The organism is Pseudohaliea sp., assembly GCF_054552115.1.
In genome coordinates, this window is record NZ_JBTOLW010000040.1 from 1 (window position 1) to 25,235 (window position 25,235).

Annotated in this window: 25 protein-coding genes and 1 tRNA gene; 10 read left to right on the plus strand and 16 right to left on the minus strand. The window is 70.1% G+C overall.

The window, feature by feature from the left end; translation table 11 throughout:
* Nucleotides 1-177: 177 nt before the first annotated feature.
* On the minus strand, nt 178-804 hold the full coding sequence (locus tag ACX93N_RS15065; RefSeq protein ID WP_459429266.1) for a 2OG-Fe(II) oxygenase family protein: 627 nt from the start codon (nt 802-804) through the stop codon (nt 178-180).
* A gap of 145 nt (nt 805-949) precedes the next feature.
* Between ACX93N_RS15065 and ACX93N_RS15070 the strand changes: the two genes are divergently transcribed.
* Both ACX93N_RS15070 and ACX93N_RS15075 read left to right on the plus strand, forming a co-directional pair.
* A complete protein-coding gene (locus ACX93N_RS15070) occupies nt 950-1,873 on the plus strand; it encodes a sulfotransferase domain-containing protein (protein ID WP_459429267.1) in 924 nt (307 codons plus the stop codon).
* On the plus strand, nt 1,870-2,808 hold the full coding sequence (locus ACX93N_RS15075; RefSeq protein WP_459429268.1) for a sulfotransferase domain-containing protein: 939 nt from the start codon (nt 1,870-1,872) through the stop codon (nt 2,806-2,808). Before ACX93N_RS15070 ends, ACX93N_RS15075 begins: the two co-directional genes overlap by 4 nt.
* Before the next feature lie 130 nt (nt 2,809-2,938).
* On the opposite strand, the gene ACX93N_RS15080 is transcribed toward ACX93N_RS15075, so the two are convergent.
* A complete protein-coding gene (locus tag ACX93N_RS15080) occupies nt 2,939-3,826 on the minus strand; it encodes a glycosyltransferase family protein (protein WP_459429269.1) in 888 nt (295 codons plus the stop codon).
* Nucleotides 3,827-3,931: 105 nt separating this feature from the next.
* Between ACX93N_RS15080 and ACX93N_RS15085 the strand changes: the two genes are divergently transcribed.
* Nucleotides 3,932-5,038, plus strand: coding sequence for a mitochondrial fission ELM1 family protein (locus ACX93N_RS15085; RefSeq protein WP_459429270.1), 1,107 nt, complete (start codon nt 3,932-3,934; stop codon nt 5,036-5,038).
* Here the strand turns inward: ACX93N_RS15085 and ACX93N_RS15090 are convergent.
* Complete coding sequence (locus ACX93N_RS15090; RefSeq protein WP_459429271.1) at nt 5,011-6,360, minus strand: sigma-54 interaction domain-containing protein; 1,350 nt, start codon at nt 6,358-6,360, stop codon at nt 5,011-5,013. The genes ACX93N_RS15085 and ACX93N_RS15090 overlap by 28 nt on opposite strands.
* Nucleotides 6,361-6,636: 276 nt before the next feature.
* On the opposite strand from ACX93N_RS15090, the gene ACX93N_RS15095 reads away from it, so the two are divergent.
* Nucleotides 6,637-7,308: a hypothetical protein gene (locus tag ACX93N_RS15095; RefSeq protein ID WP_459429272.1), complete on the plus strand. Its 672-nt coding sequence runs from the start codon at nt 6,637-6,639 to the stop codon at nt 7,306-7,308.
* A gap of 328 nt (nt 7,309-7,636) precedes the next feature.
* Entirely contained in the window at nt 7,637-8,005 is a 369-nt protein-coding gene (locus tag ACX93N_RS15100) for a hypothetical protein (protein WP_459429273.1), read from the plus strand.
* Between the two features lie 13 nt (nt 8,006-8,018).
* Here the strand turns inward: ACX93N_RS15100 and ACX93N_RS15105 are convergent, their stop codons facing one another.
* The 5 genes from ACX93N_RS15105 to ACX93N_RS15125 form a co-directional block, all read right to left on the minus strand.
* Entirely contained in the window at nt 8,019-8,978 is a 960-nt protein-coding gene (locus ACX93N_RS15105; RefSeq protein ID WP_459429274.1) for a hypothetical protein, read from the minus strand.
* 81 nt (nt 8,979-9,059) lie between these two features.
* Nucleotides 9,060-10,343 carry an O-antigen ligase family protein gene (locus tag ACX93N_RS15110; RefSeq protein WP_459429275.1) on the minus strand — a complete coding sequence of 428 codons (1,284 nt, stop codon included), beginning with the start codon at nt 10,341-10,343 and terminating at the stop codon, nt 9,060-9,062.
* Nucleotides 10,343-11,281 (minus strand): hypothetical protein, encoded by a 939-nt coding sequence (locus ACX93N_RS15115; RefSeq protein ID WP_459429276.1) that lies wholly within the window; start codon nt 11,279-11,281, stop codon nt 10,343-10,345. Before ACX93N_RS15115 ends, ACX93N_RS15110 begins: the two co-directional genes overlap by 1 nt.
* Complete coding sequence (locus ACX93N_RS15120) at nt 11,278-12,240, minus strand: diacylglycerol/lipid kinase family protein (RefSeq protein WP_459429277.1); 963 nt, start codon at nt 12,238-12,240, stop codon at nt 11,278-11,280. Before ACX93N_RS15120 ends, ACX93N_RS15115 begins: the two co-directional genes overlap by 4 nt.
* Nucleotides 12,237-13,130: a hypothetical protein gene (locus ACX93N_RS15125; RefSeq protein WP_459429278.1), complete on the minus strand. Its 894-nt coding sequence runs from the start codon at nt 13,128-13,130 to the stop codon at nt 12,237-12,239. Before ACX93N_RS15125 ends, ACX93N_RS15120 begins: the two co-directional genes overlap by 4 nt.
* Nucleotides 13,131-13,334: 204 nt before the next feature.
* On the opposite strand from ACX93N_RS15125, the gene ACX93N_RS15130 reads away from it, so the two are divergent.
* Nucleotides 13,335-14,048 carry a 4'-phosphopantetheinyl transferase family protein gene (locus tag ACX93N_RS15130; protein ID WP_459429279.1) on the plus strand — a complete coding sequence of 238 codons (714 nt, stop codon included), beginning with the start codon at nt 13,335-13,337 and terminating at the stop codon, nt 14,046-14,048.
* A 17-nt stretch (nt 14,049-14,065) separates the two neighbouring features.
* Here the strand turns inward: ACX93N_RS15130 and ychF are convergent, their stop codons facing one another.
* From ychF to ACX93N_RS15170, 8 genes are all read right to left on the minus strand, one after another.
* Nucleotides 14,066-15,160: a redox-regulated ATPase YchF gene (gene ychF / locus ACX93N_RS15135; protein ID WP_459429280.1), complete on the minus strand. Its 1,095-nt coding sequence runs from the start codon at nt 15,158-15,160 to the stop codon at nt 14,066-14,068.
* A 26-nt stretch (nt 15,161-15,186) separates the two neighbouring features.
* On the minus strand, nt 15,187-15,777 hold the full coding sequence (gene pth / locus ACX93N_RS15140) for an aminoacyl-tRNA hydrolase (protein ID WP_459429281.1): 591 nt from the start codon (nt 15,775-15,777) through the stop codon (nt 15,187-15,189).
* Between the two features lie 34 nt (nt 15,778-15,811).
* Nucleotides 15,812-16,501 carry a 50S ribosomal protein L25/general stress protein Ctc gene (locus ACX93N_RS15145; protein WP_459429282.1) on the minus strand — a complete coding sequence of 230 codons (690 nt, stop codon included), beginning with the start codon at nt 16,499-16,501 and terminating at the stop codon, nt 15,812-15,814.
* A 135-nt stretch (nt 16,502-16,636) separates the two neighbouring features.
* Nucleotides 16,637-17,584 (minus strand): ribose-phosphate pyrophosphokinase, encoded by a 948-nt coding sequence (locus tag ACX93N_RS15150; protein ID WP_459429283.1) that lies wholly within the window; start codon nt 17,582-17,584, stop codon nt 16,637-16,639.
* 40 nt (nt 17,585-17,624) lie between these two features.
* Nucleotides 17,625-17,699 (minus strand) — tRNA-Gln (locus ACX93N_RS15155).
* 8 nt (nt 17,700-17,707) lie between these two features.
* Nucleotides 17,708-18,574: a 4-(cytidine 5'-diphospho)-2-C-methyl-D-erythritol kinase gene (ispE, locus tag ACX93N_RS15160; protein ID WP_459429284.1), complete on the minus strand. Its 867-nt coding sequence runs from the start codon at nt 18,572-18,574 to the stop codon at nt 17,708-17,710.
* Entirely contained in the window at nt 18,571-19,170 is a 600-nt protein-coding gene (lolB, locus tag ACX93N_RS15165) for a lipoprotein insertase outer membrane protein LolB (protein WP_459429285.1), read from the minus strand. The genes ispE and lolB overlap by 4 nt, the downstream gene beginning before the upstream one ends.
* A 4-nt stretch (nt 19,171-19,174) precedes the next feature.
* Nucleotides 19,175-20,914 carry a tetratricopeptide repeat protein gene (locus ACX93N_RS15170; protein ID WP_459429286.1) on the minus strand — a complete coding sequence of 580 codons (1,740 nt, stop codon included), beginning with the start codon at nt 20,912-20,914 and terminating at the stop codon, nt 19,175-19,177.
* Between the two features lie 173 nt (nt 20,915-21,087).
* On the opposite strand from ACX93N_RS15170, the gene hemA reads away from it, so the two are divergent.
* Genes hemA through ACX93N_RS15190 form a run of 4 tightly spaced genes read left to right on the plus strand, consistent with a single transcriptional unit; the run spans nt 21,088 to nt 25,119 of the window.
* Complete coding sequence (gene hemA, locus ACX93N_RS15175; protein ID WP_459429287.1) at nt 21,088-22,443, plus strand: glutamyl-tRNA reductase; 1,356 nt, start codon at nt 21,088-21,090, stop codon at nt 22,441-22,443.
* The gene (gene prfA, locus ACX93N_RS15180) at nt 22,440-23,525 is read left to right on the plus strand and encodes a peptide chain release factor 1 (RefSeq protein ID WP_459429288.1); all 1,086 of its coding nucleotides are present in this window, start codon (nt 22,440-22,442) and stop codon (nt 23,523-23,525) included. The genes hemA and prfA overlap by 4 nt, the downstream gene beginning before the upstream one ends.
* Nucleotides 23,522-24,379 (plus strand): peptide chain release factor N(5)-glutamine methyltransferase, encoded by an 858-nt coding sequence (prmC, locus tag ACX93N_RS15185; protein WP_459429289.1) that lies wholly within the window; start codon nt 23,522-23,524, stop codon nt 24,377-24,379. The genes prfA and prmC overlap by 4 nt, the downstream gene beginning before the upstream one ends.
* Nucleotides 24,373-25,119 carry a HesA/MoeB/ThiF family protein gene (locus tag ACX93N_RS15190; RefSeq protein ID WP_459429290.1) on the plus strand — a complete coding sequence of 249 codons (747 nt, stop codon included), beginning with the start codon at nt 24,373-24,375 and terminating at the stop codon, nt 25,117-25,119. The genes prmC and ACX93N_RS15190 overlap by 7 nt, the downstream gene beginning before the upstream one ends.
* Nucleotides 25,120-25,235 lie beyond the last annotated feature (116 nt).

Sequence of the window (25,235 nt, forward strand, 5' to 3'; positions counted from 1 at the left end):
CCCGCGCCGAGCGCACATGGATGTGCTTGTAGCGGTTCCGCCAGGGCTTTCCCAGCGACGGCGGCGCCACCACCGCCGAATCAGAGCCGCCAAAGCAGAACCGCCAAGCCACCACCGCCAACTAAGGAACACCAAGCCAGCAGCGCTAGCTAGAGCGCACGGCCCCAGAAGAAAAACTTAGCGCAGTCCGAGGACGTTCTTGGCGAAGTGGGTACCGGCTCGGGCGATACGCTGGCTGGCGACGGAGAGGGGGCTGCGGTCGAGGAAGTTGAGCTGGAGCATGCGGCGTTCGCCGACAAAGCGGGTGTGGCCGTGCCAGGAGTGGGGGGTGCGCTTGAAGGCCAGCAGCGTGCCGCCGAGGGGCGGGACTTCCGCCGCGTAATCCTCGATGTCGTGCCTGCCGCGCAGCATGCGCAGCTGGCCCTCGCTGTGCGTCCAGTGCTCGTTGAAGTAGACCAGCACCGTAATGATCTTGCTCTTGTGGTCCGTATGGATATTGCCGTCCGTGCGCTCGCAGAACCGGCGCACCGTGATCGTCGACGGCAGGCCGGCGAGGGTCATGTCGAAGCGCTCGCCGAGGAGCCGGGCAAAGGCATCGCTCTCGAGGTCCTCGACGAAGCGGCCGAAGGCTGCGCCGTAGCTCAGCTCCTCCAGGGCGTGGTTCGCCGCCGAGTCGATGGCCGGGTAGTCCGCATTGACCGTGGCGAGGTCCTCCATCGAGAGAAAGCCGGGGGCCACGAGGAACGGGAAGGGGTCCGTAGTCAGCGGCGCTTCGCGCAGCGCGTCGAGGTTCGCGTAATTCATGGGCCAATGATACTCCGGGGCGCGGCGCAGCGGCAGGGTGGGGCGCGGGCGGGAAACGTGAAAAATGCCGCCCGGCTGCGGCGGGATGGCGAATCGGGTATGATCGCCGCCGTCCTCTCAACCGCATTTTGAAGGCCCGCACCGCATGGCCGACAAGGCTCGCGTCGTCGCACGCTTCGTCATCCTCTCGCTGCTCTTCTGGCTGCCCGCGCCCCGGCGCAAGGCGCTGGAGCGCTGGCTGCGCGGGCGGGAGGAGTACAAGAAGCTCGAGCGCGCGGACTGGGTCCTCATGAGCTGGGGCAAGAGCGGCCGCACCTGGCTGCGGGTCATGCTGTCCCGGGCCTACACGCAGCTCGGCGGCCTGCCGGCCAGCGAACTGCTCGACTTCGACAACCTGAAGGCACAGGATCCGCGACTGCCGGCGGTGTTCTTCACGCACAACAACTACCTGCGCGACTACACCGGCAACTGGCAGAGCAAGGCGCACTTCGCCGGCAAGCGCATGGTGCTGCTGGTGCGCGACCCGCGGGACGTGGCGGTGTCGCAGTTCTTCCAGTGGCAGTACCGCATGCGGCCGCGCAAGAAATTCATCAACGACTACCCGGCGCACGGCAGCGCTATCGACGTCTGGCAGTTCGTGCAGGATCCGGCGGTCGGCGTGCCGCGCATCGTCGACTACTTCAATGACTGGGCCGCGTCCCGGGACCAGCTCGACGACCTGCTCGTGGTCCGCTACGAGGACATGCGTGCCGACCCCGGCGCGGTGCTGAAGCAGATTCTCGACTTCACCGGCACCGCCGTCAGCGACGAGCAGGTGGCGGAGGCCGTGCAGTTCGCCGCCTACGACAACATGAAGAAGATGGAGCAGGAGCAGTACTTCAAGGGCTCCGGCGCGCGGGTGAAGCCCGGCGACAGGGACAACCCGGCGTCCTTCAAGGTGCGCAAGGCCAAGGTCGGCGGCTACCGCGAGCACTTTGATGACGCCCAGTGCGCGGCCCTCGACGCCATGGTGGCGAAGCTCGACCCGCAGTTCGGCTACGGGCCTCGCGCGGAGCAGGCCTCGGCATGAAGTACGCCCTGCAGCAGCTGCGCCACGGGGCCAACACGCTGCGCAAGAAGGCGGCGCGGCGCATCCTCAACTGGCGCAACCGCAACCGGCCGCAGGCCGAGGTGATTGCCGAGGAGCGGCGGCTGCGCGGCCGTGAGCAGCTCGCGCGCCTGCGCGAGGCGGACATCGTGATCGTCTCCTTCGGCAAGAGCGGCCGCACCTGGCTGCGGGTGATGCTGTCGCACCTGTTCCGCATCCGCCACGGCCTCCCCGAGAATGCGCTCCTCGGCTTCGACAATTTCCACCACATGAACGCCGCCGTGCCGAAAATCTTCTTCACGCACGACAACTACATCAAGGACATCACCGGCGAGCCGGGCAGCAAGGCGCCGTTCTACGACAAGCCGGTGGTGCTGATGGCCCGGGACCCGCGCGACGTGGCCGTCTCGCAGTTTTTCCAGTGGAAGTTCCGCCTGAAGCCGAACAAGGTCATCCTCAACAACTACCCGTCGCGGGACGAGGACATCAGCGTCTTCGACTTCGTCACCGGCGACAACGACGGCGGCAGCCTGCGCGCGGTGGTCGACTACCTGAATTCCTGGGCCGCCGAGCGCCAGCACATCCAGCGGTTCCACCTGCTGCGCTACGAGGATCTGCGCGCGGACCCGCAGGCGGAACTGGCGAAGCTCGTGACCTTCATGGGCGTGGAGGCCACCCCCGAAGAGCAGGCCGCGGCGATCGAGCACGCCTCCTTCGAGAACATGAAGAAAATGGAAAGCTCGGACACCTTCCGCTTCGCCGGCCGCATGCGCGCCCGCGACAAGGACAACCCCGATTCCTACAAGGTCCGCCGCGCCAAGGTCGGCGGCTACCGCGATTACTTCAGCGACGAGGAAGTCGAGGCCATCGATCGGCAGCTGGCTGAGTCGCTGGATTCACTCTACGGGTATCGCTGAGAGGCGGGGTATCTGCCTGGCTCGGCCGGAAGTGTCTTAGCCTAAGCATTGCCCCACGAATGCTTGTAGCGTGTCCCGACCGGCCCTCCGGGCGTGACGGCGCCACCATCGGTCGAAAACGGCGCTAGACTCAGGCCCCCACCAGCTGCAGCGCATCCTCCCGCACGTGGCCCTGCCGGATCTCGTCCCGCAGCTGGTCTTCCGTGAGCACGCCGTCCTCGAGGCACTCGCGCACCAGGTCGAAGAAGAATTTCTCCTGCGCCGGGTCCGGGTGCTTTGCATAGCGGCCGGCGAACTTGTAGTCGCCGAAGAGGGCGCGGCGGGCGCGGCGCAGCCAGTGCCGGGGCGGGAACAGCTGGAACGTGTCCGCCGGGCGGTAGTCGATGGGCAGGCCGGTCTTCCAGGGCTGGGTCTTGCGCTTGGTGTTGTGCAGCAGCTTCGTGTGCTCGTCGAGGTGATCGAAGTCGTTCCAGCAGTGTTCGAGCAGGCCGATGGTGGCCGGGTCCTCGAGCTTCAGCGAGACCCAGTCCATGTAGTCGCGCTTCGCCGGGACGAACATCTCGTTGAACTCGCGCTCGAACTCCCAGTGCGTGAGTTTCGCGCAGTCCAGCAGCATCACGCTGGAAGCCCAGGCGCCCTTGCGCGCCTTGGCGCCGGACTTGGGGCGGCAGACGATGGCCTTGCCTTCCATGTCGCGGCCGAGGAGCTCGTTGATGTCGCCGACAGCGAAGATGTCCGGGTCCATGACCACGGCGCGGCCCTCGTAGCCCATGAGCTGCGGCGGTGCAAAGCGCAGCGGGGTGAAGGACTGGAGGTCGTTGTTGAGCCAGGGCCGCTTGTCACCGTCACGCAGGTAGAGGTCGCCCTCGCGCTCGGCCATGCAGGGGAAATCCCTGACCTCGATGAAGCGCACGTCGAAGGCGTCCGGGTTGGCGGACCGCTTCTTGAGCGAGTGGCGGCTGACGATGGCGCCCAGCATCTGCTTGTGGTTGGTGTGGATGAAAACGGTCGGTTTCACGGTGTCTTGCCCCGTCGATGTCGCGATCGTGATAGTTTACGCGCGGTGGGGCCGCACTTGAACGGCGCCCGCCGGCAATATTGCTGACCCTGGCGCGGACTACTCATGGACGACCTGCTGCGAACGCCGCCCCCGCCGCGCACCTGGTGCCTGCTCGGCCGCAAGGCCGGCGACAACGCCCAGGTGACGGCGCTCGCCGACGCGCTCGGCTGGCCCTGGGAGCCCCGGCACGTCGCCGCCCGCTCCTGGGAACTGCTGCCGCACCTCGCCCTGCGGGTGACCCTGGCCGGCATCGACCGCGCCGCGTCGTCGCCGCTCGCGCCGCCCTGGCCGGACCTGGTGCTGACCGCCGGCCGGCGCAACGAGCCGGTGGCGCGCTGGATCCGCCGCCAGGCCGGCGGCACCACCCGGCTCGTGCACGTCGGGCGCCCCTGGGCCCCCCTCGACAGCTGGAACCTGGTGGTCACCACGCCGCAGTATTTCCTGCCGGCGGCGCCCAATATCCGCCACAATACGCTGCCCCTGTGCGACCTGCAGCCCGACGCGCTCGCGGCGGCCGGCGAGGCGCTGGCGCCGCGGCTGGCGACGCTGCCGCGGCCGTGGATCGCCGTCCTCGTGGGGGGCGACAGCGGCAAGTATGTCTATACCGCTGCCAAGGGGCGGCGCCTGGGGGCACTCGCCCGGCGCCTCGCCGCCGCGAACGGGGGCTCCCTGCTGGTCACGGGCAGCCCGCGCACGCCGCCCGCGGCGCTCGATGCGCTGGCCGGTGAGGTCGATGTGCCGCACCTGCTGCACCGCTGGGGCGAGGGCGCGAACCCCTACCTCGGTTTGCTGGCGCTCGCCGATGCCTTCGTGGTGTCCGGCGAGTCCATGTCCATGCTCGCCGAGGCCCAGACCCGCGGCAGGCCGGTCTACATCTTCGACCCCGGCGACGGCGGCACACCGTGGTGGCGCCTGCGCCACGGCTGGCGCTACAAGCCGCTGAGCCACCGCCTGGCGATGCGTTTCGGCCCGCGGCGCATGCGCCGGGATATCGGCCGCATCCAGGACGCGCTGGTGGCATCCGGCGCGGCGCTCTGGCTGGACGAGGAGGCGTCCGTTGCGCCCCTGCCTGCCGCCGGCACCGCGGGGGCGGTCTGTGCGCAGGAACTGGCCGCGTCGGCGGCCGCGGTGAAGGCCCTGTTTCAGGCGTCCTCGCCGGCAGCGCGGTAGACGCGCAGGCGGTTGTACAGCGTTCTCACGCTGATACCGAGGCGCTGGGCGGCGCGCTTGCGGTCACCGCCCTCGGCCTCGAGGGTAGCGAGGATCAGCCGCCGTTCCGCTTCCGCGACCGTCATCCCCGGGGCAATGCCCAGGCCCTTCTCCGGCGTGTCAGGCACCGGCTGCAGGGCCGGGAGTTGGGCCGGCGTGATCACGCTGCGGCAGAGCCGGCAGGCGCTCAGCACCACGTGGCGCAGCTCGCGCACGTTGCCCGGCCAGTGATAACGGCGGAGCAGGGCTTCCGCGTCCTCCCCGAGGCGCACCGGACGGCCGCTGCGCTCGGCGTACTCGGCCATGAAGCAGCGCGCCAGCGCCACCGCATCCTCCCCGCGCTCGCGCAGCGGCGGCACCGGTACCGTCAGCTGGCGGATGCGGTAGTAGAGATCCTCGCGCAGCCGCCCCTCGGCCAGCGCCTCGTCCGGGTCGCGGTTGGTGGCCGTGATCAGCCGGGCGTGCCAGGGGTGGTCCGCCTCGCCGCCGACGCGGCGGAAGCTGCCGCTCTCGAGCACCCTGAGCAGCTTGACCTGCGTGTCCTCCGGCATCTCCGTGATCTCGTCGAGAAGCACCGTGCCGCGCCCGGCCCGCTCGAACAGGCCGGCGTGGCGGCGCTCCGCGCCGGAGAAGCTGCCGCGCTCGTGGCCGAAGAGTTCGCTCTCCACCAGCTCCGAGGGGATGGCGCCGCAGTTGATGGCGCAGAAGGGCTCCTCGCTGCGCGGTGAGAAGGCGTGGATGGAGCGGGCGGCGAGTTCCTTCCCGGTGCCGCTCTCGCCGTGGATGCAGACGCTGGCATCGGTGGCCGCCGCCTTGCGCAGCAGCCGGTAGAGTTCGCGCATGGGGCCGGAACTGCCGAGGAGCAGCCCGAACTGGTCAAGGGCCACCGGTGCCACGTCCGGCGCCCGCCCGGTCGGCAGCTCGCCCTGGATGTCGCGGAGGAGCGCCTCGAGGTAGCCGCCGGCGACAGGCCGGCGCAGGAAGATGGCCTCGCCGGAGCGCACCCAGGTGCTCCAGGCGGGCTGTTCTTCGGCGGTGCCGAGCAGGAAGACCTGGCTGCCGGCCGTACGAAAGCTGTCCAGGAGACGCGCTGCGCCGTCACTGTCCGGTGCACAGTCGGCGTCGATGAGAAGAAACTGCGGTGCCTCGCGCCGCCTGGCGGCCTCGGCGGGATGGACCACCGCGACCTCGAAACGGCACCTGCGGACCACGTCGACCACGGCGGGGTCCCGGTCCCGGGTGACATAGCAGGCCTTGCCCCGCGCTGTGCTCGCCGGGTCCATGGCGCCAGTCTAGCACCCGGGTCCGCACCGGCTGCAAGTTGCAGACTTTGCAGCGCCCTGGCTGCAGGAGCTGCAGCCAGGGCAATGGTCGACCGCTGCGGGGACGGCCTGCGCAAAGGCCGCAGCGGCGGGGTTTCCAGCCCGCTGCCCGGGTCCTGGCATGGGGTTTGCGGCGAAGGGGGTGACTGCGCGGCACGCGCCGCGCAGGCTCGACGCCATATCGCAAGCAGCGAGCAATGGCAAACAGCGAGCAATGGAAAGAAAGGAGGTAACCCTATGTGGACGCATCCGACAGCAAAACCGACGGTCCTTGCCCTCGCGATTGCCGGCGCCCTCGGCGTTACCGGGGCACAAGCCGCCGAACCGTACCAGAAGCCCGACGGCAGCTTCGTCAGCATCAGCGGGACCGTAACCTCGCCGACCGCCGATGACTTTGTCCTCGACTACGGCAGCGGCACGATTCTCGTGGAGATGGACGACTGGGACAGCTACGGCGATGCCTACGGGCTCATGGACGGCGACCGGGTCACGGTCTTCGGCCGCATCGACGACGACTTCTTCGAGGTCGCGAAAGTCGAGGCCGGTTCCGTCTACGTGGAAAACCTGAACACCTATTTCTACGCCAACGCCGCGGATGAGGAAACCGCGGCCTGGGACCCGCAGTACTGGACCGCGCCTTCGCCGATCGTGGTCAGCGCCATGACGCTGCGCGGCGATATCGTCGACGTGAACGCCGAGGACCGCGAGTTCACCGTCGACAGCGGTGGCGCCGAGGTGACCGTCGACGTGGCGGCGCTCGGCTACAACCCGCTGGACGACAACGGTTACCAGCAGCTCGACGAGGGCGACTTCGTCAGTGTCTCCGGCATGATGGACTACGAGTTCATGGAAGGCCGGGTCTTCGAGGCTGGCGCCGTGACGACCCTGGTCGACGAGCAGAACTCGTGACTTTTGCTGATTGCCGGGGCGCTATGCCCCGGTTTTTCAGCTTTTCGCGGTGTTCCGGGACGGCTGCGGGCGCATGCCCCCAGCCTTGCCCGGCCGGGACGCTCCCCGTTTCACGCTCTGTGGGGACATGCTCCCGCAGCCGCCCCTACCGCTTCAGCCCCGGAAGTACGGAAGGCGCGAGGGGTGAGTCCGGGATACTTCTCTCACAAAGCGTGTATCGGGGAGCGACTGAGAGAAGTATCCCGGACTCACCCCGTAATCGTGCGAACAGGCAGACTTCCTGTCGCCTTGGGGCGGCCCAAAATTCCTGTGCAGAGGAGATAACCCGATGGACGCAAAAACGAACGATAGCTACGGCCTCTTTATGGAGGCCCTCGACGTGGTGAACACGGCGATCAGTGAGCATAAAGACGGCCAGCTCATGGGCGGCCTGTTGAGCGCGGCGGAGAAGACCATCGGCGGGAAGCACCTGGGCGTGGCGGTCTACCGGGACGACCCGGACACGCCCTTCGATTACTTCACGCTGCGCTTCACCAACGGGCGCTTCGAACTGCTCGCCCGCGGCAAGGACGAGCCGGAGATCGCGTGGAAAGTCTCCCAGGACTATCTTCGGGACCTCGCGGATAACCCGCGCGACTACATCGACAACCCGGCCCGGCTCGACCTGGACTGGCTCCGGGACCGCGCGGGGATCTGAGCCGCCGCCCGGGTCAGGCGGCCCGGGACAGGCCGGCGAGGGGGTGCGTGGGCGCCGGCGGCAGGTCCGGCGTGCGTTCCAGCACCTCGAAGGCGTCGTGGCGGACGTGGTTTTTCGCCATTTCCTCGCGCAGGAAGTCCTCGCTGATCTTCCCTTCCGCCAGGCACTCCTTCAGCAGGCCGAAGAAGAACCGCTCCTGGTTCGGGTCGGGGTGCTGCTTGTAGTTGCCGAGGAAGGCGTACTCGCCGAAGAGCTTGCGCCGCGCACGGAGGATCCAGGCCGCCGGCGGGAACAGGCGGAAGCGCTCGGCGGGGCGCCAGTCCGTCGGCAGCCCGGTCTTCCAGGGCTGCGTGCGGCGGCGGGTGGTATGCAGCATTTTCGTGTCGGTGGTGAACTTGTCGAAATCGTTCCACGCCGCCTCGAAGAAGTCGATGCTGTCGCGGGGCTCGTCCTTCAGGCAGATCCAGGGCTGGTAGTCCTGCTCGAAAGTGAACATCCTGCGGAAGGTGCTCTCCGGGTCCCAGTGGGTCAGCTTGGCGCAGTCGAGCAGCATCACGCTCGAGGCCATGCACTTGTCCACCAGCCCCTTCGGCCCGGAGCGCATGCGGCACATGATCGCCTTGCCGTGCATGTCCCGGGAGAGGAGCTCCCAGATGTCGGCGGCGGCGAAGATATCCGGATCGATGACCACGGCCCGGCCCTCGTAGCCCATGAGTTTCGGCGGCAGGAAGCGCGTGGGTGTGAAGGACTGCAGGTCGTCGTTGAGCCAGACCCGATGAACGCCGTCGCGCAGATATTCCTTGCCCTCGTGCTCGGCAAAGAAGGGGTAGTCGCGCATGTCCATGATGGTGACGTCGAACTTGTCGTTGTTCGACGAATAACGGCGCAGCGCGTGCTCGGCGACGATGGCGCCGGTGATCTGCTTGTGGTTCGTCTGGATGAAGACGCCGGCTTTCATGGTTACTCCGGGCATGGTTACTCCGGGCTGGTTGGCTCGCGGCGAGGATAAAGCAAGGCGTGCCGGTTTTCTATGTAGCAAGTCACAGCCGGGCGCTCACCGGCGGCAATACAGGCGGTAGCTGGCCAGGGGGCCGGCCACGAGGAAAACCCAGTAGCGGAAGTCCCAGTTGAGGAGGCGGACGTTGGTCAGCGTGCTCGCCAGGAGCAGGGCCAGGGTGCAACCCAGGAACAGTGCCGTATCGCCGCGGAGGGCGCCGGCGCGCCAGCCGCGGTAGAAACCGCCAAGCGTCAACAGCACCGCGGCCGTGAACAGGCCGAGGCCGACCACGCCGTAGCGCACCAGGATATCGAGCTGCACGTTGTGATAGTCATTGAAGCGCGAGAGCAGGAAGACGTCACTCTCGCGCAGCGTGAGCTTGGCCGCCGCGGGTCCATGGCCAAAGAGCGGCGCCTCGCGCCAGCGCGCCAGGCCCTCGCGGAGCATGACCACGCGGATGCCGACGCTGTGCTGCCGGGCCCGGCCGCTGCCCGTGCGCACGGTGTCGAGGTCGCCGGCGAGCAGCGCGCCCCAGGTCTCCTGCTCGCTGGCGAGGCGCTGGCCGACAGCGGGAAGGTTGCTGATGATGACGGCGCCCAGGAGGGTGGTGGCCAGCAGCGCGGCGATGCCGGTGCGTCCGCTTCCCTCTCGCCAGGCCCGGCGCAGGCCCAGCACGGCGACCAGCAGGAGCAGGGGTGCCAGCGCGATCCAGGCGGCGCGGGTCTGCGACAGGATCACGCCCTCCAGGAGGAGTGCGGCCAGGAGCAGCAGGAGCGCGACCACGGCGCTGCGATAGCGGCGCGGCGTGAGGCGGGCGATGCGCGGAGCGAAGATCAGCGCGCCGAGGAGCAGTGTGCCGGCGTAGTAGGCAAAGGAGATCGGCTCCAGCCCGAGCCCCAGGCGGGCCTCCCACCACGGGCCGTCCAGGCCGCCGAGCTCACCGAGGAAGGCGATGCGGGCGAGGAGGAAACCGGCTGCCACTAGGGCCCAGGCCCGGAGGAGCCGGCCCTCGTTGCCGCGAAGATACCAGGCGACGGGCAGGAGGCCGGCGTAGTAGGCCACTCGCGCCGCGTGCTTGACCTGCTGCTGCCAGGACGCCGGGTCGCCCAGGGCCGCCAGCGGCGCGTAGACGACCGCGTAGCCGGCGATCGCCAGCAGGACCCAGGTCAGCGGATCCCGGCGGAGCCGGGGCCAGCAGACCGCCCGGTCCGCCCACAGGGCCCAGAGCATGAGCAGGCAGCCGACCACGGCCAGGGGGCGCAGCGACCAGGCCGAGAAGGCAAACAGGTACAGGCCCGCGGCCCCGAGGGCGTCCCGCTGCTCCACCGCTGCGACCGGCACTAGCGGAAGATTCCCCGGCGGTAGAGGCGCCAGAAGAAGCCCCAGCTGAACAGCAGCGGGTGTCGGCGCACCCGGGGCGGCACCTCGATGCGCTCCCCGGAGTGGCGCTCCAGCTTCCAGGCGATGTAGTCCAGGCCCCCGGTGAAGGTGAACAGGGCCTTGACCAGGCGGGCCACGGAAAGGCTCTTGCCCTGCGCGCGGCGCAGCCCCCAGGTGATCGGCGCCAGGCGGCGGCTCGCCGGTGCCACGCTCGCCCGGTACCGGCAGCGCTCGCCGCTGCCGCGCAGCTCGAGCCCGTGTGGCAGTTCGGCTGCGACGAGGCGGGTCACCGCCTCGTAGAACGGCCGGGCGGCCAGCACCAGCTCCCGCGCACGGCCGGGCCGCTCGGTGCGCAGCTCGGTGCCGTAGCTCAGGGCCAGGGCCTGCTCCCAGAGGGTGGCGAGGCTGCCGCTCGCCGGCAGCGCCGGCAGGGCGCGGCCGAGCAGTGTGGCCGCTGCCCGCCGGAAGGCGTCTGTCACTGCCACCGTCGCGTCATCGTCCCGGGCGTAGACGATACGCACGGGCTGGCTGAAGCGGCCCCAGAGATAAGCCTGGAACCAGTATCGGCTGCAACCGCGGCGGAAATCCTCGAGGGAGACCACCGTGACCTTGCTGCGCAGGGTCCGCCCGTCCACCTCGCACTGGGCGTAGAACACGTTCGGCGGCAGCAGCCGGTTTGCCAGCGCCAGCCAGCCCAGGCCATAGGCGTCGCGGTAGCTGTCGACGATGAGGTAGAGGTCGACGAGGCCGTCGAAGAGGTCACCGCTGCGCAGGCAGGAGCCATAGAGCAGCACGGCGCGGACGGCGTCCCGGTGACCGTGGCGCAGCTGCTCGATGAGCGCCGCGAGGGCGGGCTCCGTGGCCGGCGACGGGCCGGCGACCTCTGGCCAGGCACTCACGGCCGCAGGAAAACGAGCGGAGGGCTCGCGGCCAGGCGGGCGTGGCGTTCCACGGTGAGCAGTTCACCATCGAGGTTGAGCTCGCCGCTGAGGGACAGCGCCACTTCCTGTGCGTTGTGGCTGTGGTAGTCCGCACCGGCCCGCGCCCGGCGCGACGGACGGCCGGCGATGATGGACAGGAAGGTCGGCAGGAAGCGCGTGGCGTGCTGCTCGATGAGCGTCAGGCGCAGGGGACCCGGGCCGCGGCCCCAGAAGGGGCGCATGCCGAAGGCGAGGCGGTCGAGCGTGGACACGGCGAGGATCAGGGTGTCTGTCTCGCCCGCGGCGCGCCCGTCGAGAGTGAGGTCGAGCCGGGTGGGCGCGGTGAAGGCCTCCTCCCCGCGCACGACACCCCAGGCGGTGCGCAGGGTGCCGAGGAAAAGGCTGAAATCGTCCCGCAGGCCGCGGGCGTGGATTTCCCGGTGCGCATACTCGGTGCCGTGGACGACCGCACCCGCGCCCAGGAACATGCCGTAGTGGGGCGTGGTCTCGTCGTCGACGGTGACGCGCATGAGGTGGCGCACCAGCCGCTCGGCGGGGCGGGCCGGGTTCTCGGTCCAGCGCCGGAAGCGGCCGACGGCGCGGCGGAGGCTGCCGCGGACCCCGACATCGCCGGCGTTCATGTTGGCGGTGCCGGCGGGAAGCAGCGTGACCAGCGGCGGGCGGACGAAGGCTCCCCGCTCCAGCAGCTGGCCGAGGATGGTCGAGGCGGTGCCGTCGCCTCCGTTGATCACCAGGAGGCCGACGCCGGCGGCCGCGAACTCCTCGAGCACGGCCGGCACGTCGCCGGGGCTCTGCGTCACCCGGTGGATGGCGCCGGGGCAGCGGTCCAGCTGCCGCCGCAAGCCGGGGAAATGGTCCCGGTTGTGGCCACTGGCGGGGTTGCTGATGATGCCGATCCCCGCGCACGCGCCCCTCACGGTGTGGCGGCGGCCGGCGCCGCCTTCGCCGGCGCCGGTCGCGAATGCGCTTCGACCAGGTTGAGCTCTGCGCCGCCGATGCGCGGCGCCTCGCCCCGGATGCGCAGCGGCAGGCCCGTGACCCGGTCGATGAGGAACACGATGTCGCCGGACAGTCCCATGAGCTCGAAGTCCTGCCCTTCGGGATTTCCGGCGAGGGGTTCGGCGCGCACGCGCAGCACGCGGGTGCCGCGGCGGCCCTCGACGCGGCCCTCGTCGAGGCGGAAGTCGGCCTCGATGGTCTCGCCGCTGCCCGGGCTGGCAACGAGCCGGTAGAAGTTCAGGTCCGTGTGAACCAGGTAGCCGCCGGCACGGCCGGGGTCGTCGAGGAACTCGGGCAGGAGCAGGAACAGCGCGTGGGGTGTGATGATGGTCCGGCCCTCGGCCGCAGCGGGCAGGTCGATGCGGGTCAGGCCGGAGGACACCCAGCCGCCGTCACCGGCGCCGAAAGCCGCCGGACCGTCGCCTGCGGTGCCGCCATTGGCGGGCTCCCGGCGCTCGCGCAGGATGCTGTCGGCGAGGTAGCGGTGGGTCTTGAGGCGCTGGTCCCGGCCGCGGCTGAGGCGCCAGCGGGCGAGGCTCGCACCATCGGCGGGGGCGAGGTCGACGACGATGGACTCGATGGAGCTGCCGACGGTGTTCTGGATCTCCAGGCGGACGAACGGGTCGTTCTCGCTCTCCGGGAAAAGCGGCGCCACGCCCTTCTTGAGGTTCACTTCGCCGCGCGCGGTCGCCCAGAAATTGCGCTGCTCGAACACGAGCTGCTGCCAGGGCGGCAGCTCGAACGCCGGCGCGGCCGGGGCCAGGGCGGCCGCCAGCAGGCAGAGCAGGGCCGGCAGGAGTCGGGGCATGCGCGGGGTCACCGTTGTCGACACGGCCGCCGAAATTACCACAGAGTGTCGCCGATCGCTGCCGGGGATCCTGCCCCGGAGCCCGGGGAGTGCAATAATGCCCGCATTTCTTCTTGTCGTTACTGGTTGCCGGTACAGGTTGCCGGTTCACGTTGCAGGCGCAGGGCGTAGGTGCAGGGCGTAGGTGCAGGAATGAATGTCAGGGTGAGACTCTGCCGGGCGGGCGACCTCGATCCGGCGCTGGCCCGCCGCTACTACGCCGTGCTCGATGCCGGCGATCGCGAGCGGGTGGACCGTTTGCGGCCGGGGCAGCGGGACCCGATGCTGCTGGCGCGGGCCCTGCTGCGCATCGAACTCGCCCGCGCCCTGGGCACAGCGCCGGGTGCGCTGCGCTTCGAGCGCGGCCCCGGCGGCAAGCCGTTCGTCGCCGGAGCGCCGCAGCTGTGCTTCAACCTGAGCCACTCGGGGGACTGGGCAGCCCTGGCCTGGCTGGTGCATCCGGCGCCGACACCGGCGGTCGGCCTCGGCGTCGACCTGGAGTGCGTCCGGCCGGTTCGCAACCTCGTGCGGCTGGCGACGCGCTGTTTCGGGGAGGCCGAGGGCGCGCTGGTGGCGGCCCTGCCGGCCCCCGCGGCGCTGGCGCGCTTCCGCGCTCGCTGGACCCTGGCCGAGGCCTCGGTCAAGGCGCGCGGTGGCAGCCTGGCGCGGGTGCTGGGAACGCCAGAGCTCCCGCAGCTGCCGTCCGATGCGCGTAGCGGCGGGCGGTCGCCGGCAGAAGGGCGGGCTCCGGCGAGCTGGCAGCTGCTGCTGCCCGCGCCGGAACTCACCCTGGCGCTGTGGCTCGAGGGCTCGGCGGTTTTCCGCAGCCACCTGTCGCGGGGTCTGCCGCTGCGGCACTGGTTTCCGGTGGCGGCCTGAGCCCGGGGAGAGCCCGCTCAGACGTTGAAGCGGAAGTGGATGATGTCCCCGTCCTGGACGACGTAGTCCTTGCCTTCCAGGCGCCAGCGCCCCGCGTCGCGCGCGCCCTGCTCGCCGCCGTGGTTGATGAAATCGTCGTAGCTGACGACCTCGGCGCGGATGAAGCCCTTCTGGAAATCCGTGTGGATGACGCCGGCGGCCTCCGGAGCGGTGGCGCCGATTCGCACGGTCCAGGCACGCACTTCCTTTTCACCGGCCGTGAAGAAGGTGTGCAGGTCCAGCAGCCGGTAGCCGGCGCGGATCACGCGGTTGAGGCCCGGCTCCTCCATGCCCAGCTCGGCGAGGAACTCGTCCCGCTCGGCATCGTCCAGCTCGACGATCTCGGATTCCAGCTTGTTGCAGATGGCGACGACCTGGGCGTTCTCGGCGGCGGCAATGGCTTCCACCGTGGCCAGGTGCGGGTTGTCGGTGAAGCCGTCCTCGTCGACGTTGGCGATATACAGGGTGGGTTTGGCCGTCAGCAGGAACAGTGGGCGCAGCAGCGCCTCTTCCGTCCGGTCGAGATCGAGGGCGCGTACGGGTTTCGCCTCGTTGAGCTGCGGCAGAAGCCGGTTCTCGAGGAAGGCCTTCAGGGCCACGGCGTCCTTGTCGCCGCTCTTGGCGGTGCGTGTCACCTTCTGCAACTGCTTCTCACAGCTTTCGAGGTCCGCGAGGGCCAGCTCCGTGTTGATCACCTCGATGTCCGCCGCCGGATCCACCGCATTGGCGACGTGGATGACGTTGTCATTGTCGAAGCAGCGCACCACGTGGGCGATGGCGTCGGTCTCGCGGATGTTGGCGAGGAACTGGTTGCCAAGGCCCTCGCCCCGGGATGCGCCGGCGACCAGGCCGGCGATATCGACGAACTCCATGGTTGTCGGCACTTCCCGCTGCGGCTTGACGATGGCCGCGATGCGCGCCTGGCGTGGGTCGGGCACGGGCACGACGCCGGCGTTCGGCTCGATGGTGCAGAACGGGAAGTTCTCGGCATCGATGCCGGCCCGGGTGAGGGCGTTGAAAAGCGTCGATTTGCCGACGTTCGGTAGACCGACGATACCGCATTTGAAGCCCATGCTCTGTGCCTCCGCTGCCCCGCTGTTCAGGGGGCCGTGAAACTGTGCAGCTGCGTCTGCGCCTTCACCAGGTCGCCGGCGAGGAGCAGGGGCAGTGCGTCCAGGGCGGCATCAATGGCCGCCTCCGTTCGTGCCGCCTCGGCGGCCGGTGCCCGGCCGAGCACATAGCCGCTGACCGCGGCAGCGCTGCCCGGGTGGCCGATACCGATGCGCAGCCGATAGAAATCGCTGTCGTTGCCCAGCGCGGGAATAATGTCGCGCAGGCCGTTGTGGCCGCCGTGGCCGCCCCCGCGCTTGAAGCGGGCGCAGCCGGCGGGGATGTCGAGCTCGTCGTGGGCGATGAGGATGTCCGCCGGCGGGATCTTGTAAAACGTGGCCAGCGCCGCCACGGCCTTGCCGCTGCGGTTCATCCAGGTCGTCGGGATGAGCAGGCGCAGGTCGTGCCCGGCCACGGCGGCCCGGCCCGTCTCGCCGAAGAACTTGCTCTCCCCCGCCAGCGTTGCCCCGTGGCGGCGCGCCAGGGCCGTAACAAAATCGGCCCCGGCATTGTGCCGGGTGCCGCGATAGGCGTCTCCCGGGTTGCCGAGGCCGACGATGAGGCGGATGCTGCTGTCCACGGCGACGTTCCGCTGTGACGGTGCCGCGCGGGGATCAGTCCTCGCCGGCTTCTTCCTCGCCTTCGTCCTGCGCGGACGGTACATCGTCCGCGGCCGGCGCTTCGGCCGCTTCCTCGGCTTCTTCCTCGTCGGACTTCAGGCCGCGCGGTGCGATGACCGTGGCGATGGCTTCGTCGTGCTCCTCGCCGTAGGACAGGGCCACGGACTCCACGCCCGCGGGAAGGGCGACGTCGGAGAGGTGAATGCTGTCACCGAGGCCGACGTCCGCCATGTCCACCTCGATGTACTCGGGGATCGCGGAGGGCAGGCAGAGCACCTCGATTTCGAGGGCCTGGTGCTCGATGATGCCGCCCTCGAGCTTGACACCGCGGCAGCTCTCCTCGTTCACGAAGTGAATGGGGATGTTCACCTTCAGGGCAACCTTCTCGTCGATGCGCAGGAAGTCCGCGTGCAGGACACGGTCCTTCGCCGGATGACGCTGCAGGTCCTTGAGGATGGCCTTCTGCACGTCGTCGCCGATCTTCACGGCGATGACCTGGGAGAAGAACGCTTCGTTCTCCAGGCACTTCTCGATGTCCTTGCGCACGATGGACAGGGGCTGGGGATCCCTGTCGGCCCCGTAGATGATGGCCGGGATCATGTCCGCGTTACGACGCAGGCGGCGGCTCGCACCTTTCCCCAGGTCGTCGCGGGCGATCGCGGCGATTTCCAGTTGTTCAGACATTGTGTTGACTCCTGTTGGTCAAACTTTCTCGTCGTAAAAACGACGTCATGAGGCGCGGCACGGCTTGCGACCAGCCGTACCGCGCCTTTCCTTTGCGCTGCTGTCGAGCGGCCCGGGGGGCGTCCCCGGCGCGGCTCAGGAGAACAGCGCGCTGATCGATTCCTCGTTGGACACGCGGCGGATGGACTCCGCCAGCAGGTCCGAGATCGTCAGCTGGCGGATCTTGTCGATAGCGCGCGCTTCCTCACTCAGGGGAATCGTGTCGGTCACCACGAGCTCGTCGAGCTCGGAAGACCGGATGTTGTCCAGGGCCCGGCCGGAGAGCACCGCGTGGGTGCAGTAGGCGACCACCTTGGTGGCGCCGCGCTCCTTGAGGGCATCGGCGGCGTTGCAGAGCGTGCCGGCCGTGTCGACCATGTCGTCGACGAGAATACAGGTGCGCCCGTCGACGCTGCCGATCAGGTTCATGACCTGCGCCTCGCCCGGGCGGGGCCGGCGCTTGTCGATGATCGCCAGTTCGGCATCGTCGAGCTGCTTGGCGATGGCGCGGGCCCGCACCACGCCGCCGATGTCCGGCGACACCACCACGAGGTCCCGGTAGGCGCAGGCGACGATGTCGTCGTTCAGCACCGGCGACCCGTACACGTTGTCCACCGGGCAGGCGAAGAAGCCCTGGATCTGCTCGGCGTGCAGGTCCACGGTCAGCACCCGGTCGACGCCGACGCCGACCATCATGTCCGCCACCACCTTCGCGGAAATCGGCACCCGCGAGGAGCGCACCCGGCGGTCCTGGCGGGCGTAGCCGAAGTAGGGCACCACCGCCGTGATACGCGCCGCCGATGCGCGGCGCAGGCCGTCGATCATCAGCAGCAGTTCCATGAGATTGTCGTTCGTCGGGGCGCAGGTGGACTGCAGGACGAACACGTCCTTGCCGCGGACGTTCTCGTTCAGCTCGACGGCAATCTCCCCGTCACTGAAGCGGCCGACATCGGCCTTGCCGAGGGAGAGATACAGGCGACTCGCCACCCGGCGCGCCAGCTCGGGATTGGCATTGCCTGTGAACACCATCATTTTCGAAGACACGGCGAGTTCCCCAGGAGCACGTGATCGGATTTCGGGAAGATGGCTGGGGTGGCAGGATTCGAACCTGCGAATGCCGGGATCAAAACCCGGTGCCTTGCCACTTGGCGACACCCCAGGAGCTGGTCAGGTCTTTGCCTCTTGTTCCAGGGCAGGGGAACGGTTGACGCCGGCTGCCACGATGGCACGCCAGGGTGCCGGGACCTCCGCCGCGATGGCCCACGCTGATGCTTCTTCAGTACAGCGGCAAAACACGCATGCACCGGTGCCGGTCAGCCTTGCTTCCCCGAATTTCCCCAGCCAGATCAATGCCTTGTCGACCTCCGGGTAGAGGTCGCGCACCACCGGCTCGCAGTCGTTCCGGGAACCCCCCGCGAAAAAGGCGGCTATTGTGATTGGCGGGCTGTCACGTGTCAATTCCCGCCGGGAAAATATTTGCCGCGTATCGACGTGCACACCCGGATGAACGATCACGAACCAGGCCGGCGGCAGGGCGAGGGGTTCGAGCTCCTCGCCGATGCCTTCGGCCCAGGCGCTGCGGCCGCGGACGAACACGGGCACGTCGGCGCCCAGGGCGGTGCCGACGGCCGCGAGCCGGTCCAGGTCGACGTCGAGGTTCCAGAGACGCTTGAGACCCAGCAGCGTACTGGCGGCATCGGAGCTGCCGCCGCCGAGGCCGCCGCCGGTGGGTATCTGCTTGTCGAGGGTGATGTGCGCGCCTGCCTCTGGCGGCGTGCCCGGCAGTGCTTTCAGGGCCCGCGCCGCGCGTACCGCGAGATTCTCGTCGCTGGCGATGCCGAGGTCCGGTCCGGCCAGGGTGATAAGGCCGTCGTCCCGGGCCTCGAGCGTGACCGTGTCGCCCCAGGCCAGCAGCTGGAAGACCGTCTGCAGCGTGTGGTAGCCGTCGTCACGGCGGCCCGTCACGTGCAGGAAAAGGTTGAGCTTGGCCGGTGCCGCCAGGGTGAGCGCGCGGCCGCTCATTCGGCCGCTCATTCGGCGGCTCCCGGCTGCCACTGCGCCGCGGCGAGGCGCAGCTCCAGCGCGCCGGCCGGGTAGCGGAGGGTCAGCGCCTGCGGCAGGAGGAGGCCGTCCACGCGGCCGAAGCGCCCGTAGGTCACCGTCCAGCCCCCCTGCTCGAGGCGCTCCGGGAGGCCGCTTTCCCAGGTGATCCTCGATCGCGGGCCGGCGGGATCCGGCAGGCCGCGGAGCCACCAGGCGAGCGCGTCGACGGGAACGGGCCAGCCGGTAGCGGCGGCGAGGGCGGCGGGATCGTCGGCCGGGAGCGTGCGCCGGCTGTCGCCATCGCGGATCTCGAGAAGGGCGCCGCGGCGCTGTATCGCCACGGCCCCGGCGCCGAAGGGGCCGGCCAGGGTGAGATCCGTGTTCTCGCCGCGCTGCTCCCAGGACAGGCGCGCCGTCTCCGCGCCCGCAGGCCAGCGCAGGGCGACCTTGGCCTGGAGGCGGAAGCGCTCGAGCTGCTCGAGCTGTGGCCGCTGCGCCGCCCAGGCGCCGGGCGGCGGACGCAGCTCGCGCCCCGCGCAGGCGGCAAGGCAGAGGCAGAGCGCGACCGTGGCGGTGCGTGCGAGCACGGGGTCAGGGCAGGTCGTCGACGCCGAGGCGTTCGAGGGTTTCGCGCAGTACCGGGTGCTCCGGGGCCTCGTCGAGGGCTCCCTGCCAGATCCGGCGGGCGCCCTCCCGGTCGCCGGAGGTCCAGAGCACCTCGCCGAGGTGTGCGGCCACTTCCGGGTCCGGGAACGCGGCGAAGGCGCGGGTCAGGTAATCCAGGGCCTGCTCGTATTCGCCCTGGTGGTAGAGCACCCAGCCCATGCTGTCGAGGATGGCCGGCTCCCCGGGTTGCAGCGCGAGGGCACGGGCGATGAGGGCGCGCGCTTCCTCGTAGCGGTCGGTGCGGTTGGCAAGGGTGTAGCCGAGGGCATTGAGCGCCGTGGCATTGTCCGGCTCCCGCTCGAGGATGGCGCGCAGGTCACGCTCCGCCGCGGCGATGTCGCCGCTGCGCTCGTGCGCCACGGAGCGGCTGTAGAGGAGCGACGTGGAGCCCGGGTGGGCGTCGAGCCCCTCGTCCAGGACCTCGAGTACCGTGTCCGCGCGCCCGGCGGCATTGAGGAGGTTTGCCTGGAGCGCGTAAAGCTGTTCGCTGCGGGGTGGGTAGCTCTGGCGCAGCGTGGCGAAGTGGCCGAGGAAGCGCGGCAGCTCCCCGGCGCGCAGCAGCAGTTCGCCGATACGCGCGTTGGCTGCGATGAACTCGGGACCGTCGCCGACCTGCATGTAGTGCTGGATGGCGGTGGCCAGTTCCCCTTCCTCCTCGGCCATGCGGCCAAGCGCGAAGTAGACGTCGTCCGGCCGCTGGCCGAGGGCGAGGACCTGCCGCAGGTAGGCCTTGGCGGCGACGCGGTCCTCGAGTTCCTCGTTGATCAGCGCGAGCGAGTAGAGGATGTCGCCGTCGCGCGGGTTGTTTACCGAGAGAATCTCGAACTGTTGCCGCGCCGCCGTCATGTCGTCCCGCGCCAGCAGCCGGGCGTACTGCAGGCGCAGCCGGTCATTGTCCGGTTCGGCGGCGAGGGCCGCCTCGATGCGCGCCAGCGGCCTGCGCTCGCCGGCGTCCATGCGCAGCCGCGCTTCGAGGAGCAGCGCCTGGTGCTGCTGCGGCTCGAGGGCAAACACCTCCTCGAGCCGCGCCCGGGCGCGGGCGGGGTCGTCCCGCTCGGCGGCGACCAGCGCCGCCGCGAGGTGCAGCGGTACGCTGTCTTCGAACTCCGGCAGCAGGGCGGTGACGGCCTCGTCCAGCGCGGCCTGCTCAGCGGGCGGCAGTTCGTCGAAACGATTGAGCAGCGCGGGAAACCGTGCATCGCCCTCCAGCCGGGCGACAGCCGCGAGCTGCGTGAGCGCCTCCGGCGTGCGCCCCCGGCGGATCAGCAGCGTGGCCAGCGTATCCCGGGCCTCGCTCGAGGCGGGTTCGAGCTCCGCCCAGAGCTCGGCGGCCTCGAGGGCCGCGTCCTCGCGCTGCAGGTACTGCGCGAGGCGCGTGGCGTGGGCACTGACCGCCGCATCCCGCAGCAGGGGGGCCTGCTCCAGGTAGATCTCGAGGGCGCGTGGGTAATCCTGCTGCCGCAGGGCGAACTCGGCGGCGAGGAGCGGGTAGATGCTCTCCGCCGGGATGGGCCGTTCGGGCACCGGCGGCGGGGCAGGCGCCGGCGCGGCGTTGCCGGCCGTCGCGCTGTCCGCCGCCGGTGCCTCCGGACGGGTGGCCACGGTGCTGGAGCAGCCCCCCAGCAGCGACAGGAGGAGGGCGAGGGCGGTGAGGCGCATCGGCATGAATATAGAGCAAGATCAATGTTTGCGGGCGCGCAATGATGACACACTCCCCCCCTGAAACCCACAGAGGGCGTGTCGCGCTGCGTCGTTGGCGCCATCTTGGTAGAATGGGGTCCGGCAGGTGCACCCGGGTGGTGCATCTGTCAGTGCGAAACGACAGGGAACGCTGGCTCATGAACCTCATCGCTCTGGGAATCAACCACAACTCGGCGAGCGTCGAGGTGCGCGAGCGCGTGGCTTTCGCGCCGGAACAGGTCGGCGACGCCCTCGGCGAACTGTGCGCTGCACTGGAGTTCGAGGAAGCGGTCATTCTCTCCACCTGCAACCGCACCGAACTCTACGCCATGGTGCCGGCCGGCGACTGCCCTGTGATGAAGGCCGGCGCCGTGATCGACTGGCTGGCCGGCTATCATCACCTGCCCCCCGAGGATCTGCGCGAGGCGGCCTACCACCACGTTGCCGAGCGCGCGCTGCAGCATCTCGTACAGGTGGCGGCGGGCCTCGACTCCATGGTGCTCGGCGAGCCGCAGATCTTTGGCCAGCTCAAGTCCGCCTATGCCGTCGCCAGCGAGGCCGGTACCGTGGCCGGTGAGTTCGGCCGGCTTTTCCCGCGGGTCTTCTCCATTGCCAAGAAGGTGCGCACGGACACGGCTATCGGCGAGAACCCGGTATCCGTGGCCTACGCCGCCGTCGACCTCGCCGGACACATCTTCGCGGACCTCTCGGACTGCAACGCGCTGCTCGTCGGTGCCGGAGAGACCATCGAGCTGGTCACGCGGCACCTCATCGAGGCCGGCGTGAACAACATCGTCATCGCCAACCGCACGCTGGACCGGGCGCGGGAACTGGCGCGCAAGTTCGGCGCCGACGCCATCCTCCTGTCGGACATCCCGGCGCAGCTGCCGAAGGCCGATATCGTCATCTCGTCGACCGCCAGCCAGCTGCCGATCCTCGGCAAGGGCGCGGTCGAGGGCGCGATCCGGGCGCGCAAGCATCGGCCCATGCTGATGGTCGATATCGCCGTGCCGCGGGACATTGAGCCGCAGGTCGGCGACCTGCGCGATATCTATCTCTACACCGTCGATGACCTGCGGCAGATCGTCGACGAGAACCTGCGCAGCCGCCAGGACGAGGCCCGCAAGGCGGACGGCATCATCATGGAGGGCGTGCGCGCTTTCTACGAGGAGCGCCGCTCCCTCGCTGCCGTCGACCTGGTGAAGGAGTACCGCAAGGCCGCCGAGCAGACCCGGCAGCAGGAGCTGGACCGGGCCCTCGCCGCCCTCGAGCGCGGCGACGACGCGCCGGCGGTGCTCGCCCAGCTCGCGCGCGGGCTCACCAACAAGCTTATCCACGCGCCCACCGCCGGCCTCAAGCAGGCCAGCGCCGATGGGCGCGAGGACGTGCTCGCCCACGCCCGCAAGCTCCTCGGCCTGCGCGGTAACGAAGTCCTGGAGGACGCGCCGCGGCCGGCCGCCTCTGTCACTCCCATCGGCAAGGCGGCGGAATCGCGCGGACTCAAGCGGCAGTGAAACCCTCACTGCTGGCCAAGCTCGACGCGCTCACCGAGCGCCACGAGGAGGTCGCCGCACTGCTCGGTGACCCGGAAACCATCGCCGACCAGGACCGCTTCCGCACCCTGTCCCGCGAGTACGCCGAGCTCGAGGACGTCGTCAGGAGCTACGCCGCGTTCCGCAGCGCCACCGCGGATCGCGATGAGGCGCAGGCCATGCTCGACGACAGCGACCCGGAGATGCGCGCCCTCGCGGAGGAGGAAGCCGCCGACGCCGACGACCGCCTCGAGACCCTGGAGCGCGAACTGCAGGTGCTGCTGCTGCCGCGGGACCCGCGCGACGGCCGCAACGTGTTCCTGGAAATCCGCGCCGGCACCGGCGGCGACGAGGCGGCGATTTTCGCCGGCGACCTGTTCCGCATGTACAGCCGCTACGCCGAGCGCCGCGGCTGGCGCGTCGAGGTGCTTTCAGAGCGCCCGGGCGAGCACGGTGGCTACAAGGAGCTGATCAGCCGCGTAGAGGGCAGTGACGTGTACGCCTACCTCAAGTTCGAGTCCGGCGCACACCGGGTCCAGCGGGTGCCGGAGACGGAGTCCCAGGGCCGCATTCATACTTCCGCCTGCACCGTGGCCATCCTTCCGGACGCGGACGAGCTCGGTGAAGTCACCGTGAACAAGGCCGACCTGCGCATCGATACCTTCCGCGCCTCCGGCGCCGGTGGCCAGCACGTGAACAAGACGGACTCGGCGGTGCGGCTGACGCACCTGCCCACGGGGATCGTGGTCGAGTGCCAGGACGAGCGCTCGCAGCACAAGAACCGCGCCCGGGCCCTGTCGCTGCTGGAGGCGAAGCTGGCCAACGCGCAGGCCGACCAGCAGGCGGCCGAGCAGGCCGAGGCGCGGCGCAACCTCGTCGGCAGCGGTGACCGCTCGGACCGCATCCGCACCTACAACTTTCCCCAGGGCCGGCTCACGGACCACCGCATCAACCTCACCCTCTATCGCCTCGACGAAGTCATGGCCGGGGATCTCGATGCGGTCATCGGACCCCTGCGCCAGGAGCACCAGGCGGACCAGCTCGCCGCCCTTGCGGGGTCGTGAGCACCACGGTGCAGGCGCTCCTCGCCGAGGCCGCTGCCGGCGGCAGCCGCGATGCTTACAGCGGCGATCACGACGAGGCGCGCCGCGATGCCGAGGTACTTCTCGGCCACTGCCTCGGCCGCCCCCGAAGCTGGCTCTTCACCTGGCCCGAGGCGGAAGTGCCGGCGGAGCCGGCGGCGCGCTACCGCAAACTCCTAGCCCGCCGCCGCGCCGGCCAGCCCGTGGCCTACCTGGTTGGCGAGCGCGATTTCTGGACCCTCACGCTTCGCGTCACCGGCGCGACGCTGGTGCCCCGGCCTGATACGGAGACGCTCGTCAGCTGGGCGCTGGAACTGCCGCTGCCAGACGATGCGCGGGTCCTCGACGCCGGCACGGGCAGCGGCGCCATCGCCCTCGCCCTGGCGACGGAGCGTCCGCGCTGGCGCGTCACCGCCGTGGACCGGGACCCGGCGGCCCTCGCCGTGGCCGCCGGCAACGCGGACCGCCTCGGCCTCGGCCGGGTGCGCTTTTTCGAGTCGGACTGGTTTGCCGCCCTCGCGGGCGAGCGTTTCGACCTCGTCGTCGCCAATCCGCCGTACCTGGCCGCCGATGACCCGCACCTTGCCGGACCGGCGCTGGCCCACGAGCCGGTGCAGGCGCTCGTCGCCGGTCCCACCGGCCTCGAGGACCTGGCTGCCCTGGTCGCGGCGGCACCGGGACAGCTGGTCCCCGGCGGCTGGCTGCTTCTGGAGCACGGCTGCGACCAGGGCGCGGCCGTGCGCGGGCTGCTTGCCGGTGCGGGTTTCGACGCCGTCGCCACGCGCCGGGACCTCGCCGGCCTCGAGCGCGCGAGCGGGGGCAGGCTGCCATGCTGAGTGACGACGACCTCGAACGCTACAGCCGCCAGCTGCTGCTCCCGGCATTCGATATCGCCGGCCAGGAAGCGCTGGGCCGCGCCCGCGTCCTCGTGCTGGGCCTCGGCGGCCTCGGCTCACCGGCGGCCCTCTACCTCGCCGCGGCCGGGGTCGGCAGCCTCGTACTCGTGGACGGCGACGCCGTGGAGACCAGCAACCTGCAGCGCCAGCCCGCCCACGGCGAGGCGGACCTCGGCCGCAACAAGGCGCGCTCGGCGGCCGACGCGGTGGCCGCGCTGAATGCCGGCACCCGGGTCGAGGTGGTCGCCGAGCGCGCCGACGAGGCGGGGCTCCGGCGCCTGGCCACCCGCGTGGACCTCGCGCTGGACGGCAGCGACAACTACCCGGCGCGCTTCGCCCTCAACCGCGCCTGCATCGCCGCCGGCATCCCCCTGGTCTCCGCCGCCGCGGTACGCACGGAGGGGCAGCTCGCCACCTTCCACCCCGCCACCGGCGGCCCCTGCTATCGCTGCCTGGTCCCGGAAGAGGGCGCCACGGGCGCCCTGTCCTGCAGCGAAAGCGGCGTGCTCGGCCCGGTCGTCGGCGCCCTCGGCAGCCTCGCTGCCCTCGAGGCCATCAAGGTGCTGACCGGCTACGGCGGCGACCTGCGCGGCTCGGTGCTGACCCTGGACCTGTTTGACTACCAGGTCCGGCGCCTGGCGCTGGCACCGCGGCCTGGTTGTGCGGACTGCGGTTGCTAGAGCCCAGGTTTGTCTCGACTTCCCGGTGCGGATGCCGGAGGGGGGCCCCACCCCCCCCCCCACCAACACCCTTTGGGGGTATCCCCCCACAAACAACCCCCCCCCCCCCACCCCCA

What these genes read in the sequence shown, in the direction of transcription:
- ACX93N_RS15090 (WP_459429271.1), bottom strand. Translation starts at nt 6,360, where the DNA reads ATGGACCCGGCGAGCACAGCGCGGGGCAAGGCCTGCTATGTCACCCGG.
- ACX93N_RS15125 (WP_459429278.1), bottom strand. Translation starts at nt 13,130, where the DNA reads ATGCCCCGACTCCTGCCGGCCCTGCTCTGCCTGCTGGCGGCCGCCCTG.
- ACX93N_RS15105 (WP_459429274.1), bottom strand. Translation starts at nt 8,978, where the DNA reads ATGCCCGGAGTAACCATGAAAGCCGGCGTCTTCATCCAGACGAACCAC.
- hemA (WP_459429287.1), top strand. Translation starts at nt 21,088, where the DNA reads ATGAACCTCATCGCTCTGGGAATCAACCACAACTCGGCGAGCGTCGAG.
- ACX93N_RS15190 (WP_459429290.1), top strand. Translation starts at nt 24,373, where the DNA reads ATGCTGAGTGACGACGACCTCGAACGCTACAGCCGCCAGCTGCTGCTC.
- ACX93N_RS15065 (WP_459429266.1), bottom strand. Translation starts at nt 804, where the DNA reads ATGAATTACGCGAACCTCGACGCGCTGCGCGAAGCGCCGCTGACTACG.
- ACX93N_RS15170 (WP_459429286.1), bottom strand. Translation starts at nt 20,914, where the DNA reads ATGCCGATGCGCCTCACCGCCCTCGCCCTCCTCCTGTCGCTGCTGGGG.
- ispE (WP_459429284.1), bottom strand. Translation starts at nt 18,574, where the DNA reads ATGAGCGGCCGAATGAGCGGCCGCGCGCTCACCCTGGCGGCACCGGCC.
- ACX93N_RS15075 (WP_459429268.1), top strand. Translation starts at nt 1,870, where the DNA reads ATGAAGTACGCCCTGCAGCAGCTGCGCCACGGGGCCAACACGCTGCGC.
- ychF (WP_459429280.1), bottom strand. Translation starts at nt 15,160, where the DNA reads ATGGGCTTCAAATGCGGTATCGTCGGTCTACCGAACGTCGGCAAATCG.
- ACX93N_RS15100 (WP_459429273.1), top strand. Translation starts at nt 7,637, where the DNA reads ATGGACGCAAAAACGAACGATAGCTACGGCCTCTTTATGGAGGCCCTC.
- ACX93N_RS15145 (WP_459429282.1), bottom strand. Translation starts at nt 16,501, where the DNA reads ATGTCTGAACAACTGGAAATCGCCGCGATCGCCCGCGACGACCTGGGG.
- ACX93N_RS15070 (WP_459429267.1), top strand. Translation starts at nt 950, where the DNA reads ATGGCCGACAAGGCTCGCGTCGTCGCACGCTTCGTCATCCTCTCGCTG.
- ACX93N_RS15095 (WP_459429272.1), top strand. Translation starts at nt 6,637, where the DNA reads ATGTGGACGCATCCGACAGCAAAACCGACGGTCCTTGCCCTCGCGATT.
- ACX93N_RS15085 (WP_459429270.1), top strand. Translation starts at nt 3,932, where the DNA reads ATGGACGACCTGCTGCGAACGCCGCCCCCGCCGCGCACCTGGTGCCTG.